Below are 14232 nucleotides of genomic sequence, written 5' to 3'. Positions count from 1 at the left end.
ATGCAAGACCCATTCATTCTCGGTCTTACAGGTGGAATTGGCAGTGGGAAATCTGCTGCCAGTCATTGGTTTGAAACCCAAGGTATTCAAGTGGTCGATGCTGATATTGTCGCGCGTGAAGTCGTCGAACCCAATCAGCCTGCCTTATATGCGATTCAAGCAGCCTTTGGTGACTGGGTGCTCGATAAAACAGGTACACTGAATCGCAAAGCCTTGCGTGAGCATATCTTTCAACATGCCGATGCACGTAAAGTTTTAGAAGGCATCACCCACCCTGCTATTCGACAATCAATTCTTCAGCAATTGCAGAATGCCACCAGCCCTTATGTGATTCTGGTCTCACCACTACTACTAGAGACCAATCAACATGAGCTGACCGATCGTGTCTTGTTAATTGATGCATCGGAAGACTTACAAATTGAGCGTGCCAGTCAAAGAGATCGCCAAAGTATTCAGCAGATCCAACAAATTATTCAAGCACAAATGCCACGAAAGAAAAAACAACAGCTAGCGCATGATATTGTGCTCAATGATGGTCATCTCAACCATCTTTATGCACATCTTGAACCTTTACATCAAAACTATTTAAGCATGGCACAGCAAAAACAGTCCGTTTAAGATGACCTCTTTTGCTGATCAAGCTGCGCTTGTAACGAATCTTTACGCAACCAGCGCCACGGTTGCAAAGCTCCAATTCCCATCCCCAACAAACCGCACATAATTGCCAAACTTAACGGTTCATGCAATAAAGGTACAGCCAGAATCGCGGCAATAAATGGCGCTAAAGTCACAATACTGCCCGCCTTAAATGCACCGAGTCGCTTGATGGCTTCCACGTAAGTCAGCGTTGCAACAATCACCACAAAAATGCCATGGAACAGTGTTTGTAACAACAAATGCATCGGTTCTGGTTGATCCAGATGTTTCGGTAAAAATAGCAAATAAATCGGCAAATAGATAATCGCAGACCAAATCGCCACACTTGCCATGGAATGCCAAGCAGAAAGTTTCCATTGCCGCAATAGAACCGTAAAAATTCCCCACCAGATTGCACTCAAGAGAAACAATAAGTCACCAAAACCAAAAGCAACCCCTGTTTCCTGATACATCAAATAAGACATTGAGCCAATTGCGGTCAGCATAATCGCCAGACTTAGCCACGTATGGCGATCAAAAGGTTCTTTAAACAGTAAATACGCCGCAATTGCAGTACATAGTGGTAAACAACCATTCAAGAAAATCGCCGCATGTGCCGCAGGAACATAATGAAATGCACTATATGACGTTAAACAATACGCCACACCACCAATAAGTGCCAAAATGATCGGTTGTTTATGCCATAAAAAAGCAGTGTCTTTTTTATAAATGAGGATGGGCGTTAAAATGCAAAAAGCCAATGCAAAACGCAGTGCGGTGATATCCCACGCACTGATATGCCATTGTGCACTTAAGCGAGAAGTCAAAGTAAATCCGCCCCAAATACACATGGTAATGGCAACAAACAAATAGCCTTGGGAGCGGTGTGAAATCATCTTTAAACAATATGCTAAGCAATAAAAAGTAAATTAAACGCTTTGACGTTGGCGACATGCTTCATAGAGTGCCATGCCTGTTGCCACACTCACATTCAAGCTTTGTAAGTTGCCCGCCATCGGAATATAAACGGTTTGATCACATTGAGACTGGGTAATTGGACGCAGGCCTGTATCTTCTGCACCCATCACCACACATACTGCGGTTCCCGTAAAATCGAACTGCTGTAATGGCAAAGCCTTTTCATCCAACATGGTCCCCACCACACGCACATTAAACTCATCTTTAATTTGCGCTAAAGTCCGTGCCAAATTGGTCACTTGGATAAATTTAACTTTTTCAGCACCGCCCGCTGCAACTTTACGTGCTGTCGGAGTCAAACTTGCAGAACGATCACGTGGCACAATTACAGCTTCCACCCCCATGGCAGCCGCAGTACGAATACACGCACCTAGGTTATGTGGATCGGTGACTTGGTCTAAACCCAACAATAAACAATTGGGTGATTGCTTAAGTAAGGCTTCTAAATCTTTTTCATTTAAAATTGGATTAGGGCGAACAGCGGCCACTACCCCTTGGTGAAACGGCAAGCCGGCCATTTTTTCTAATCGATCCCGACCCGTTTGTTGCACACTAATACCAAAAGGTTCAGCCAACTCAAGTACACGTTTTAAACGCTGGTCATCACGGCCTTTTAAGGTGAACAAAGTTAGAACACGTTCAGGCTCCAATTCTAAGAGCGACTCTACTGAATGAACGCCATAATAATATTCAGGTTTTGCCATGAACAACCTCGAGTAAGCAAAAAGTTAGGGAGAAAATAAAAAAAGAAAATCCTGCAAAGTTGCCTTTACAGGATTTTAACTTAAGCCATAGTTTAACTGATTTTCGTTAAAATAGCTTTGCTTATCCGTCCTAGACTTAGCCTTCTAAGTGGCACACATAGTCTAAAACTTCATCTGTTTCAATTTTAAAACGGCTATTGCCAGGTACATAAAATGATTGCCCTGCACGGAACAATTCACTTTCTTCGCTATCCGCAATTTTTACACGGCACTCACCTGAAATAATTTCCATACGCTCGGGCACATGTGTTTCAAACGTTAAGGCTTGTTCAGTTGGAAGAATAACGCCTAGGGTTTTTTTGGTTCCATCTTCAAATTGAACGGTATGGCTAATGCATAATCCACCAAAGTAAACGTTCGATTTTTTGATAACTGATACATGATCAAACTGAGCTGACATGCGTATTCTCCAGATGATGCGCATAAATATCTTAATGATTGATGTAGTTTAAATAGGCAATAGCAACTAATCAATCGGTGTTTATCTGTAAACAGCATTTTTACTAGAAAATCTAGAGTCACACTTTTACAGCCCCATTTTAACTGAAAAATTGTATATGATTGACGCTTGAGACTCAAATTGCTTTAGTCTTAAATCTTTACTATGCAATTGAAAAATTTACGCTAATATAGAATCCAACACAGTTTCAGCACAGACTGAAACTTGTGAGAATTAAAAAATTTGACTATCTTACAGAAACCAAACTTTTCGCAGCTTGGACGCGTTTATGCTGACACATTTAACTCTCATCAATTTTGCCTTAGCTGATCACTTAGCCATTGATATTGATCAAGGTTTTAATGTTCTTACGGGGGAAACTGGTGCAGGAAAATCATTATTACTGGATGCGCTCTCAGCCAGCTTAGGCGAGCGTACAGACACCAATTATGTGCGCTATGGTGCAGATAAGGCCGATATTAGCGCCGTGTTTAGTTATGAACAGCATAGCCCCGAAGCTTCTTGGTTACAGCAACATGAGTTAGATGATGATTCAGGTGAAATCCATTTAAGACGCGTCATCTTCGCTACAGGTCGCAGCAAAGCTTGGATTAATGGTCGTCCCAGCAGTTTGTCCGAACTCAAAGAGTTAGGGCGACTTCTGGTTCAACTCTATAGTCAGCACAGTCAACAGCAACTTTTAGAGCCACCTTATCCTAAACATTGGCTTGATCGTTACAGTAATTTTACCCAACCTGCGCAGCAAGTTAAAGAAGCCTATTCAGATTGGCTGCAAACTATTCGTCAGCATCAAGCTGCTCTCGATGCCCAAGCCAGTCGTAAACAACGTATTGCAACCCTTGAATTACAACTCGAAGAATTAGAAGAAGTGGTTCAATTGGCGTATAAAGAAATTGAACAGGAGTTCGATCGACTCAGTCATCATGAACACATCATGCAAGATTGTAGTTATGCCTTAAATACACTGGATGAAGCCGAGCAGAATATCAATCAGGAATTGTCTGGACTCATTCGTCGCTTAGAATCCCATGCGGGACGCAGTGAACAATTGGCAGAAATACATAACTCCATTCTGAATGCGCAAAGCGAATTGGATGATGCAACGGCAAATTTACGCCAGTTCATTGACCGTCAAAGCTATGACCCTGAGCGCATGGAAGAATTAAATACCCAACTTGAAGTGTTCCATCGTTTTGCCCGTAAATACCGCACACAACCTGAAGCCTTAAATCAGGAATACCAAAGCTGGCAAATAGAATTGGCGCAGTTACATGCCCTACAAGACCCTGAAACCTTAGCGGAACAAGTCGAACTGGCACATCAGGACTTTCTAGCGAAAGCGCAGCATCTAGATGAAATTCGACGTGCTGCAGCAACACCATTGGCCAAACAATTGACTGAACAAGTGAAGCAACTGGCACTGCCTGAGGCACATTTTGAGTTTAAATTTGAACCACTGGAACAAGCTTCTGCCGATGGACTAAGCTTTATCCAATTACTCTTCACGGCCAATAAAGGCATTCCAGCGCAACCTTTGGCGCGTGTGGCTTCGGGGGGAGAACTCTCACGTATTGCCCTCGTGATGCAAGTTATGAATGCCGAAAAAACCGAAGCTGAAGTCTTGGTCTTTGACGAAATTGATGTGGGGATTAGTGGCGGAACTGCGGAAATTGTGGGTCGCCTACTGGCTGATTTAGCCCAGCATGTACAGATTCTCTGTATTACCCATCAGGCGCAAGTAGCAGCACAATCTGATCAACATTTACTAGTGAAAAAACAGCAAACTGATCCTGCCAGCAGCACCATTATTTCACTCGAAGAATCGCAGCGAATTTTGGAATTGGCACGTATGACAGGTGGTGTTGAAATTAGTGAAACCACGCTACAACACGCAAAACAACTCCGACAATTAAAATTCCAGCCCGTATAAATTTAAGGTCAAAGCTGTAAAAAAAGATTGGTGAATAGCGCAAAGTCTTGTAAGTTGAAAGTATACGGACTGTAGTCATCACATAGATGACGTTTAAAGGAGAAATGCTTAGGTGACCAAACAATATCTCACGCATCGTTGTCTGATTGCTCCGCCAGAAATGAAAGATGAGTTTTTTGCTCATACTGTCATTTATTTGGCTCGACATGATGATGAAGGTGCGCAAGGCATTATTATCAATCGACCTTCTGGCATTTCCGTAAAAGAATTACTTAATGATCTAGAAATTGATGCTGATAATGTGCATCCGCATGATGTGTTACAAGGTGGCCCTTTACGTCCAGAGGCTGGCTTTGTGTTGCATACCGGACAACCGACTTGGCATTCATCGATTGCCGTCGGGGAAAACGTCTGTATCACGACGTCTAAAGATATTTTGGATGCGATTGCGCATAACGAAGGTGTGGGACGCTATCAAATTGCTCTAGGCTATGCCAGCTGGGCCAAACACCAACTTGAAGATGAAATCACTCGGGGCGACTGGCTGATTTGTGATGCCGATATGGATTTAATCTTTAACTTGCCTTATGGCGACCGTTGGGACGCAGCATACAAAAAAATGGGCGTCGACCGTAATTGGTTATCTTCAGAGATTGGTCATGCCTGATTTATCTCAATCGCAATTAATTATGGCGTTTGACTTTGGCACCCAAAAAATGGGCATGGCTGTCGGGCAGTCTATTATTTCCAGTGCTAACCCATTGCCGTTGTTCCCTATGAAAGATGGTATTCCCCATTGGGACAATTTACTTAAAGTAGTCAAACAACATCAACCGAACTTATTTTTAGTCGGATTACCGTTGAATATGGATGATAGTGAATCGGAGCTTTCAACCCGCGCACGCAAGTTTGCTCGTCGTTTGCGCCATCAAACCAATATTGAAACCCTGATGGTCGATGAGCGCCTGACCACCCGCGAAGCACGCGATGAACTCGATCATTATCAAGCACAAGGTCGCGGGAAAAAACTTTCTGCCGACAGCCTTGCTGCCGCATTATTGATCGAAAGTTGGTATCGCCACCCCGAAGGTGTGCAGCCTTAAAGTTTGATCTGGAAAAGGATATTCATCCTTTTCCATTTTGTTCTTCTATTGTTTGGTTTGAATATGAATGGTGGCAGTTCGACCTGCAACAAAAGCCAACTGGTTTTTCGGCATTTCATCTAACACAATTTTCACGGGTACCCGCTGGGCCAAACGCACCCAAGTAAAAGTTGGATTCACATTTGCCAACAAAGTCGAGCTACTCGAACGCTCACGGTCTTCAATGCCTGATGCAATCCCCTGCACGTGACCTTTAATTTTCTGATCATCCCCCATCAACTGTACCGTAGCAGGATCTCCAATTTGAATATGGTTCAATTTGGTTTCTTCAAAATAGCCCACCACATACAGTTGCTGACGATTGACTAAGGCAGCAACAGCATCTCCCGTTTTGACATAATTACCCACCTGTAAACTAAAGTTAGATAAGCTTCCATCGGCGGGAGCAAGCACCTCGGAACGGGTCAAATTGAGCTGCGCCAAATGCAAATTACTGTTTGCCACTTCAATTAACGCTTTTTGTTGCACAATATTGGCTTTGGCTTGTTCAATGGCTGCCAACATTTGCTCATGCTCGGCATGCGATTGATCACGCGCTGCGAACATTTGATCCTGTTCTTGTTTCGAAATTGCACCATCCATTAAATTGCCGTAACGACTGGCATTTTTATCTGCCAAATTGGCATTGGCTTGCGACTTAATCATGTTGGCTTTGGCTTGAGCCAATGCTGCTTCTGCCTCTGCCAAACTTGCATGGGCTTTAGCTAAATCAGATTTTGCCTGTTCTACATCCAATGCCTGACGCGCAACATCAATTTTAAACAGCACCTGCCCTTTTTTGACAGTTTGGTTATCTTCAACCAAAACCTGAGTGACTAAACCAGAAACATCCGAAGATACTTGCATAACGTCCCCCCGAACACGACCATCACGTGTCCAAGGTGCTGAATTATAATAATTCCATAAATGCACCACCACGTAGATCGCTGCCAATAACATCACGGCTGTGACGATGGGGCGTATTACTTTACGTGTATCCAAGGTATTCATTTCTGCTTCCTCTTAACTAATTCAATCATCTGTATGGCCTAAATACCCCAAAACACCAAAAACCCTTCATGCACGCCCATTAACAAAATGATGTAGAGGCAAATATTGAAGACCCCTGGCAATGCGACCCAACCTTTATCCAGCCATGGGTTGGTCAAGATTGAAACTCCTTTAAAAATTAAAAATGCAACAATTGCTTGAATCAGGAAAACAGGAATATAAATTCCATATGCATTGAACTCTCCCATCTTAAGCTCCTGTCACTGCCGCACGTGGTATTTTCGCTGAGGGTGGCTCATGGAAAATACTGCTGCGGATATTGTTAATATTCATTTTTACCCGCATACAAAAATCTGCATTCGGTTCATGTTGCAAACATTGCTCTACATGCTGCAACTCGGCAAAAACCTGCTGCTTTAAGCTTTCAGGTAAAAGCTGTTGTTTTTCTTGCACCAAAAAGGCTTGTTCTAAACTGCGTTGCAGGGCAATAAAAGCCTGTTGTAAGTTCACACTGACGTTCGGGTTCTGGACAAACTCAGCCAGCCGACTCAGATTGATGACCGCACTGGTTTCAATCAATGCTAAATTCATGGCCTGTTTGAGCTGCTCGGACTGAACCAACTTGGTATTCAACACCCCTATACGGTCGAGCATACTGCGTAAATGAATTCGGAATTCAACACCATACGGAATAAATAAGGCTTCTCGCATAGCACGATAATGCAACGCCAAAATTCGACTAGCCGTGGTTTCTGGCGACATGGCTCGAATAAAATAAATGGCAAAAATCGAGATAATGGGACCCACAACCCCAGCCAAAGCGGTATCAATCAGTAACACAGCATCGGTGCTATAACGATTTTGCAAATTTAAACTCATGATGAAGTTAATCAACATCGGCAATGCCAAACCCATTAAAGGTGGATTCGGCAACATGCTCAGCAAGTACAATGATAACGGCGCCAGTACAAATGCCAACTGCCAGAATTCATGTACTTCAGGCATAATTACAAAGGCATAGAACATGGTAATGATTGCCGCATAGACTGAACCACGAATAAACAAGCGCAACGCGGGTACTGGGTTGTCTAAGCCCGACAAAATACATACCGTAACTGCAGTCAACTGCGCCATCATATAGCCCGCATGCCAACCACTATAAATCCAGAGCAAAAATGAAATCATCGTGGCAATCACTGCGGCGACAGCACTGCGTACTGCCACACCGTGGTCTCGATGCAAACTCGGATACGAGGTAGTTAAAGTGACAATCTGCTCTGGAATCCGCTTATCGCCTTGCTGGATCAAATCCCATAAACATTTAATGGTCACGACATTTTCTACAAAATGACGAATATCCATTTTTAAGGCATGTAAAATGATCTGTTGCTCAGCCGTCGCCAATTCCGATAACGCAGTAAAATCTTGCTCAAAACTGTTGGGTAATTGTTTTAGTTGATCAACTTGCACATGTTGCTGCGCGCGTAAAAACTGTAATACATGCTCATGCAACAGTGGTAAAACTTGCCGATAACGGGTATCCATTTGGTCTAGCTGTGCAACCCGTTCAGACATGGCCACCAAGTTGGCAACCGTCATACTGACCTGATGCAATAATTCTTGTAGTGATTTGGTCATGCCTTGTAGGGCACCGCGTTCATAACTTAAATGCACCGCTAAGGCATGAATATCTGAAGTATCACGGGTAATTGCTGCCAACAGCTGGGTATAACGATGGCTGTGTTCTGGATCGGTTAAAATACTGCGAAAAACTTGGCGGGTATCATCCAAAGTTTTTTGTACCCGCTTTTGTACCAAAGCCCCTAAATGTACAGGAAACAAAGTGCTCGACACCACCGCGCTACATAACACAGCGACTGAGATTTCCAAAATTCGCCCCAAAGCCATATCAAACACGCTATGGGTACTAATGCTATTGATTGAGCTACACACCACCATGACCGTGGTATAACCCGCCAACATAAAGACATAGCTACGCGGCGTACGGTCCAATAAAGACAGATACAGGCATAGCCCCACCCAGCCTGCTAGAACCAGTGTAAAGAAGATGGGCAGATCAATAAATTGTGGCGTCAGTACAATGGCAACAATCCCACCGATCAGCGTACCTAAAATACGGTAAACCGCCTTAGAGGACACCATTCCCGCATAGGGATGTGCCACAATAATCACCGTGCCTGCTGCCCACATCGGATAGGTCAGGTCGAGTGAAAATGCAATAAAAAGAGCCAATAACATTGCCACAAAAGTTTTAACGGCAAAAACCATATCCATGCGACTTGGACGAAAGGCTAAAATTGGCTTAATTAACAACATCGCCCCATCCTGTAGACGAAATTAAATGGATCATCTTTTTCAAAGTCACACCACGGTCGGCAATATCAATATGCAAGCTCTGTCCCATCCGCTCAATTACGGTAACAGAAGATATTCAAAAATGAGAGGGCAGGTTTTAACGTGAGGAAAACGTCACAACTGCAATTCAAGCGTAAATTTTGAACAGAAAAATTTACAGTGAGAAGTTCAATCCTGTTATTTTCATAACAATTACGGTAAAAGTCAAATAAAATATCTTATTATGATAATTTGATTTATTATTTATAAACTTATTGGCATTAAATTTAATCAAATTATCGATGGTCGCTTAATTTAAAATCTGCCCTCGTTTTATTACGAAAGCTCTGCATGACCAACAACAATTTGTTATAACATCACTTTAAATGTCTTTTTCTTTTTGACGTTGTGGCTTCTTATGACACTTTCTAGTTTTGGTAAAATTCTCACCGTTTTAGACCTGTTTTCAGTGTCTCGCCCAATCATTAATGTCGATATCATTAGTGAAGAACTTGGCCTTTCTAAACCAACCAGCTATCGCTATTTAAAAGAATTGGTTTCTGCTGAGCTGTTACAGCGCCTAAGTGGGACTTCTGGCGACTATACCCTCGGCTCAAAAATTGCCATTTTAGATTATATTTCGCATAAATCTAATCCCTTGATTCAAATCAGTATTCCGTTCATGAAAGAAATTGCTGAACGAACAGAGTTTTGCTGTCTCTTAACGCATTTAAATCATGATTCTTGCATCGACTTGCATCATGAAGTCACCAAAGGGGTGACTTTATTGTCCTATGGTCGAGGCTGCCCTCGCCCAGTCTATGTAGGATCCTCTCCAAAAACCATCATTTCACATTTACCCAAGCAAGGTATTTTAGATTATTACCAACGTTTTTCGACCCAATTGGCGGAAGTTGGATTTGCTCAGAATGATCAAGAGTTTCTGAATAAGATGAAAAAAATCAAGAAACAAGGCTATTATTTCTCAAATGGTGAAGTCGATCCCAATGTCTCTGGCCTATCTGTTCCCATCAAGTTTTCTAGTAAAGAACCTCCTTTGGCTCTGACCGTACTCGGCTCAAGAAAACGTTTTGAATTTGTCAACTTAGACAAACTGATTGAAGTCTTACATAGCAATGCCGCCTTGATTGAACAACAAGTTATCGCTTTATCGACGCAGCCCCCGGCTGAAATGTAAGTTGTGTCACGTATACAAGAATTGAACAAATTGATTTAGTTTTTCTGGTTGATAAGGCCAACATATTCTCATAATATGATTATAGTTCTTCAGCAGCTTTATGTTTCCATGACGTATTGCATGCGCTATTCTCCTCAGAGTTAAAAAGCTCAAGCCGTGTCTTGGGCTTTTTAATGTGCGGAGCATTTTAGATTGCTGGTTTTAATTTTCAGACATAAAAAAAACTCCATATTTGGAGTTTTCTTTCATGCGCTCAATTAAGGCTGCTTTAAATACGGCCATGCTGCTTTTAAATAAATGAACATTGACCATAAAGTCAGCACAACTGCCGTATACAGCAGTAAATAAGCCAGCGTTTCCAAGGGTTGCCAGTTGAGTAAAAACACTGAAATTGCAATCATTTGAAAAGCTGTTTTGTATTTACCCACGGTAGAGACGGCCACATTGGTACGTGCCCCAAGCTCTGCCATCCACTCTCTTAATGCAGAGACCGTAATCTCACGCGAAATAATCACAATTGCCGCAAAAGCCATTGAAATTGACGGCTGCCATTGCACCAAGACAATTAAGGCCGCTGCAACCATGAGCTTATCTGCCACAGGATCAAGGAAACGGCCAAAGGCAGACGTCTGATTTAAAGTTCGTGCCAAATAGCCATCAAACCAATCTGTCACTGCGGCAAGGACAAAAATCGCAGTCAAAATAAGATGCCGCGTTAAGCCACCATCATGTCCTGCAACACCAATCGCGGGTGGCCAATAGGCAATTAATAAAAATACAGGAATCAAGGCGATACGCGCCAAGGTCAAGATATTTGGAATATTCAGGATTCGACCTGCTGTCATAGACACCGCCAACTTTTCCCCTTTATGAGCGATGATTCTATGGTTCAAACGAACACATTTAACTCATCGTATTTAGCGCCACTTTATACGAATTGAGGTACAGTGTCACTAGGCAAACACGGTAACTGTCTGTCTAGAAATCGCAATTAAACGATTTTTGGCATCCCATAAATGCGCATATTCGGTGGCATAACCTTCCGCAGCGTAGTCCGTAAATACTTTATATTTAAACCAATCATGTAAATTTTGCTGTAATGGATTGACATAAGTCACATGCCACGTCAAAGAACTGGCAGGTGCGAGTGTCTTAAACAGCGGTAAAACGCCAGGCGGCCAAATATCAAAGAGCGTCATTAAATCGGCAACCTCAAAAGAACGGTTCGTATGCTTTTCGGGATGAAACCGACACCAGCCACCAAAGTCACTTTGTGCACTGCCAGTACATGGTGTTTCACCTTCAGCCCAACGCACATCAAACTGCTGGTAACACTGCGGAAACTGCGTATTCAGCTGCATACCTTGTAAATGCTGGGGTGCCACATAGTTTGGCGCTGTACGTTCTTGGCGCACCTGAATTTCAGAAGATCGGGCAGCACCAAAGCTGGCAATTAAAATACTTTGTACGGCATCGTCTTGCCATAAGCGGACTTCAATGGTGGTCACGGACTTACCTTGACGTAAAATCTCGGCAGTTAGCCGTGCTGTGCCTTGTTGTACAGGTCCAACAAAAGTGACACTGGTACTGAGCAATCGTTTAGAACGATCGGCAATGCTCACCAATGCCTTTTGCATCATCAGACCCGCAACCACGCCACCGTAAATTGTTCGACCCTGTAACCAACCTGTTGGTATTTCAATCCATTCATTTTGCTCAAGTGCTTGATACACAGCTAACAGCGTCATGCCTGTCTCTTATTTTATCCTTTAGCAAATATTGTTCACCATGTACTCACATTTGTGAATGCTCTATGACTCATACGTCACTGAGCATTTTTGCTATTTACTCATAGGGATTCATGCAAAATTTTATAAATGGTCCGTGCCATGACTTCCCCCAAACCGGGCACGAGCATAATTTCATTTTCCGAAGCTTTCAGCACCCCTTGAATACCCCCAAAATGTGTCAATAAATCACGACGACGTTTCGGTCCAAGCCCAGGAATCACCTCTAAAACAGAAGAACCCCGCTTTTTATCTCGTTTAGCACGATGTTTGGTAATGGCAAAACGATGCGCTTCATCACGCACTTGCTGAATTAAATGTAAAGCCTTGTGATCTTCGGGCAATTGGATTTTAGTGCCATCCGTAAAATGCAGGGTTTCCAATCCAGGTTTACGCCCCTCACCTTTAGACACCCCCACCATAAAGGCATCTAACTCTAAATCCTGCATCACCTGCATTGCCATATGCAATTGACCTTTGCCGCCATCAATCAGCAATAAATCGGGCAGCATGGCTTTTTTATAACGGCGAGTCAGCGCTTGGCGCATCGCTGCATAATCATCACCTTCGGTAATATCCTGAATCGAGAACTGACGATAATCGCGTTTTCGCGCGCCACCGGCATCGAACACCACACAAGAAGCAATGGTAGCTTCACCCATGGTATGGGAAATATCAAAACATTCAATCCGATCGACAGGACGCCCGACCACCTGTTCGAGTTGATGAAACCGCTCATTGAGTTCTAAATGATTCGCCAATTTGCCTTTTATGGCGTGTTGCACATTCATCTGCGCCAATTCTAGCCACTCAGCTCGGGTCTCACGCACATTATGTTTAATCTGGATTTTTTGTTCAAAATGCTGCTGTAAAGCCTGTTCCAATTCTTTTCGATTGGGAATTTCGACATTCACAATCAATTCATTCGGCACTTCATCCGCCACCTGAAAATAAAAATTGGCCATAAATTCCGACAGCATTTCACTCAGATCATCACCCAACATATCGGGGAAATAAGCTTTTCCGCCTAGCATTTTGCCATTACGGACATGCATAATTTGCACGCAGGTCACGCCCGCCTGATAGGCAATTGCCAAAATATCGGCTTCGCCCTTAATTTTATAAATGGCTTGCTGCGCCTGTACATCACGTAATAAGGCCATACGATCACGATAAAATACGGCTTTCTCAAACTCCAAAGCTTCAGCCGCAGCTTCCATTTTCTGAATCAATTCCTGATTCAACTCTTTGGTATCGCCCTTTAAAAAGCGGATAGAATTATTCACGTCTTCCTGATAATCCTCAGGGCTGATCAAGCCGACACACGGGGCAGAACAGCGCTTAATCTGATACTGCAAACATGGGCGCTTACGCTGCGAAAAATAGCTATTTTCACACTGCCGAACATTGAACAGTTTCTGAAGCACCAACAGCGTATCACGTGCATTATATGCACTCGGATAAGGTCCAAAGAACTTGCCGATTTGATGTTTGCCTTTCCCGCGTCCACTGGCAATGCGCGGATAAGGTTTGTCTGCCGAAATAAAGATATAGACATAGGATTTATCATCGCGCAGCATAATATTGTATGGCGGACGATGCAGTTTAATCAGATTTTGCTCAAGCAGTAGTGCTTCGGTTTCAGAACGGACCACCAAAGTTTCAATATCATAAATCCGTGCCACCAGCGCCTGAGTTTTGGGATGCTCAATGGTTTTAACAAAATAACTCGACACCCGATTCTTCAGATTTTTGGCTTTGCCGACATACAGTAACTCCCCCTCTTTGCCCAACATCCGATAAACACCGGGCAAGGTGGTCATATTGGCCAGAATCTTTTCGATATGTTCGCGGGCGTTTTCGTTCACAGTGCGTTAAAACCTTAGAAAGTTATTCAATGATGTGGATGTGCGAAGGGGCTTTTTCAAGCCAGTCAATCAAATCGTTTGATCGACAATCTTATTCTGGTGA

The 14232-nt window shown here is 43.1% G+C and carries 14 protein-coding genes; 5 read left to right on the top strand and 9 right to left on the bottom strand.

The features are described 5' to 3' along the window. Entirely contained in the window at nucleotides 1-618 is a 618-nt protein-coding gene (gene coaE / locus E0H94_RS00650; protein ID WP_131324612.1) for a dephospho-CoA kinase, read from the top strand. On the opposite strand, the gene E0H94_RS00645 is transcribed toward coaE, so the two are convergent. The 3 genes from E0H94_RS00645 to E0H94_RS00635 form a co-directional block, all read right to left on the bottom strand. Next, a complete protein-coding gene (locus E0H94_RS00645; RefSeq protein ID WP_131324610.1) occupies nucleotides 615-1532 on the bottom strand; it encodes a DMT family transporter in 918 nt (305 codons plus the stop codon). The two genes, coaE and E0H94_RS00645, sit on opposite strands and share 4 nt — an antisense overlap. A 33-nt stretch (nucleotides 1533-1565) precedes the next feature. Next, complete coding sequence (rlmB, locus tag E0H94_RS00640) at nucleotides 1566-2318, bottom strand: 23S rRNA (guanosine(2251)-2'-O)-methyltransferase RlmB (RefSeq protein ID WP_116758778.1); 753 nt, start codon at nucleotides 2316-2318, stop codon at nucleotides 1566-1568. A 136-nt stretch (nucleotides 2319-2454) separates the two neighbouring features. After that, on the bottom strand, nucleotides 2455-2778 hold the full coding sequence (locus tag E0H94_RS00635) for a pyrimidine/purine nucleoside phosphorylase (protein ID WP_016168405.1): 324 nt from the start codon (nucleotides 2776-2778) through the stop codon (nucleotides 2455-2457). Between the two features lie 328 nt (nucleotides 2779-3106). Here E0H94_RS00635 and recN point away from each other — a divergent pair, with 328 nt between their 5' ends. The 3 genes from recN (at nucleotide 3107) to ruvX (ending at nucleotide 5871) form a co-directional block, all read left to right on the top strand. Then, on the top strand, nucleotides 3107-4768 hold the full coding sequence (recN, locus tag E0H94_RS00630; protein WP_131324609.1) for a DNA repair protein RecN: 1662 nt from the start codon (nucleotides 3107-3109) through the stop codon (nucleotides 4766-4768). Nucleotides 4769-4880: 112 nt separating this feature from the next. After that, entirely contained in the window at nucleotides 4881-5435 is a 555-nt protein-coding gene (locus E0H94_RS00625; RefSeq protein WP_104441194.1) for a YqgE/AlgH family protein, read from the top strand. Further along, nucleotides 5428-5871 (top strand): Holliday junction resolvase RuvX, encoded by a 444-nt coding sequence (gene ruvX, locus E0H94_RS00620; protein WP_131324608.1) that lies wholly within the window; start codon nucleotides 5428-5430, stop codon nucleotides 5869-5871. The genes E0H94_RS00625 and ruvX overlap by 8 nt, the downstream gene beginning before the upstream one ends. A 45-nt stretch (nucleotides 5872-5916) precedes the next feature. On the opposite strand, the gene E0H94_RS00615 is transcribed toward ruvX, so the two are convergent. Genes E0H94_RS00615 through E0H94_RS00605 form a run of 3 tightly spaced genes read right to left on the bottom strand, consistent with a single transcriptional unit; the run spans nucleotide 5917 to nucleotide 9258 of the window. Further along, entirely contained in the window at nucleotides 5917-6921 is a 1005-nt protein-coding gene (locus E0H94_RS00615) for an HlyD family secretion protein (protein WP_131324607.1), read from the bottom strand. 38 nt (nucleotides 6922-6959) lie between these two features. Next, entirely contained in the window at nucleotides 6960-7169 is a 210-nt protein-coding gene (locus tag E0H94_RS00610; protein ID WP_131324605.1) for a DUF1656 domain-containing protein, read from the bottom strand. A 1-nt stretch (nucleotide 7170) separates the two neighbouring features. After that, nucleotides 7171-9258: an FUSC family protein gene (locus tag E0H94_RS00605; RefSeq protein ID WP_165495562.1), complete on the bottom strand. Its 2088-nt coding sequence runs from the start codon at nucleotides 9256-9258 to the stop codon at nucleotides 7171-7173. Nucleotides 9259-9694: 436 nt separating this feature from the next. Here E0H94_RS00605 and E0H94_RS00600 point away from each other — a divergent pair, with 436 nt between their 5' ends. Continuing rightward, nucleotides 9695-10474, top strand: coding sequence for an IclR family transcriptional regulator (locus E0H94_RS00600; RefSeq protein ID WP_131324604.1), 780 nt, complete (start codon nucleotides 9695-9697; stop codon nucleotides 10472-10474). A gap of 257 nt (nucleotides 10475-10731) precedes the next feature. Here the strand turns inward: E0H94_RS00600 and pgsA are convergent, their stop codons facing one another. From pgsA to uvrC, 3 genes are all read right to left on the bottom strand, one after another. Next, complete coding sequence (gene pgsA / locus E0H94_RS00595; RefSeq protein ID WP_131264143.1) at nucleotides 10732-11319, bottom strand: CDP-diacylglycerol--glycerol-3-phosphate 3-phosphatidyltransferase; 588 nt, start codon at nucleotides 11317-11319, stop codon at nucleotides 10732-10734. A 108-nt stretch (nucleotides 11320-11427) separates the two neighbouring features. Further along, complete coding sequence (locus tag E0H94_RS00590) at nucleotides 11428-12222, bottom strand: thioesterase family protein (RefSeq protein ID WP_131324603.1); 795 nt, start codon at nucleotides 12220-12222, stop codon at nucleotides 11428-11430. Between the two features lie 101 nt (nucleotides 12223-12323). After that, nucleotides 12324-14129, bottom strand: a complete 1806-nt coding sequence (uvrC, locus tag E0H94_RS00585; RefSeq protein WP_131324602.1) for an excinuclease ABC subunit UvrC — start codon at nucleotides 14127-14129, stop codon at nucleotides 12324-12326. Between the last annotated feature and the right edge of the window lie 103 nt (nucleotides 14130-14232).

This window comes from Acinetobacter sp. ANC 4173 (genome assembly GCF_004331255.1).
Classification (GTDB): domain Bacteria; phylum Pseudomonadota; class Gammaproteobacteria; order Pseudomonadales; family Moraxellaceae; genus Acinetobacter.
The sequence above is the reverse complement of the archived record's forward strand: the minus strand, read 5'-3'. Positions and strand labels throughout refer to the sequence as shown.

What these genes read in the sequence shown, in the direction of transcription:
- E0H94_RS00615 (WP_131324607.1), bottom strand. Translation starts at nt 6,921, where the DNA reads ATGAATACCTTGGATACACGTAAAGTAATACGCCCCATCGTCACAGCC.
- ruvX (WP_131324608.1), top strand. Translation starts at nt 5,428, where the DNA reads ATGCCTGATTTATCTCAATCGCAATTAATTATGGCGTTTGACTTTGGC.
- E0H94_RS00645 (WP_131324610.1), bottom strand. Translation starts at nt 1,532, where the DNA reads ATGATTTCACACCGCTCCCAAGGCTATTTGTTTGTTGCCATTACCATG.
- E0H94_RS00605 (WP_165495562.1), bottom strand. Translation starts at nt 9,258, where the DNA reads ATGTTGTTAATTAAGCCAATTTTAGCCTTTCGTCCAAGTCGCATGGAT.
- recN (WP_131324609.1), top strand. Translation starts at nt 3,107, where the DNA reads ATGCTGACACATTTAACTCTCATCAATTTTGCCTTAGCTGATCACTTA.
- pgsA (WP_131264143.1), bottom strand. Translation starts at nt 11,319, where the DNA reads ATGACAGCAGGTCGAATCCTGAATATTCCAAATATCTTGACCTTGGCG.
- E0H94_RS00590 (WP_131324603.1), bottom strand. Translation starts at nt 12,222, where the DNA reads ATGACGCTGTTAGCTGTGTATCAAGCACTTGAGCAAAATGAATGGATT.
- coaE (WP_131324612.1), top strand. Translation starts at nt 1, where the DNA reads ATGCAAGACCCATTCATTCTCGGTCTTACAGGTGGAATTGGCAGTGGG.
- E0H94_RS00600 (WP_131324604.1), top strand. Translation starts at nt 9,695, where the DNA reads ATGACACTTTCTAGTTTTGGTAAAATTCTCACCGTTTTAGACCTGTTT.
- E0H94_RS00610 (WP_131324605.1), bottom strand. Translation starts at nt 7,169, where the DNA reads ATGGGAGAGTTCAATGCATATGGAATTTATATTCCTGTTTTCCTGATT.
- rlmB (WP_116758778.1), bottom strand. Translation starts at nt 2,318, where the DNA reads ATGGCAAAACCTGAATATTATTATGGCGTTCATTCAGTAGAGTCGCTC.
- E0H94_RS00635 (WP_016168405.1), bottom strand. Translation starts at nt 2,778, where the DNA reads ATGTCAGCTCAGTTTGATCATGTATCAGTTATCAAAAAATCGAACGTT.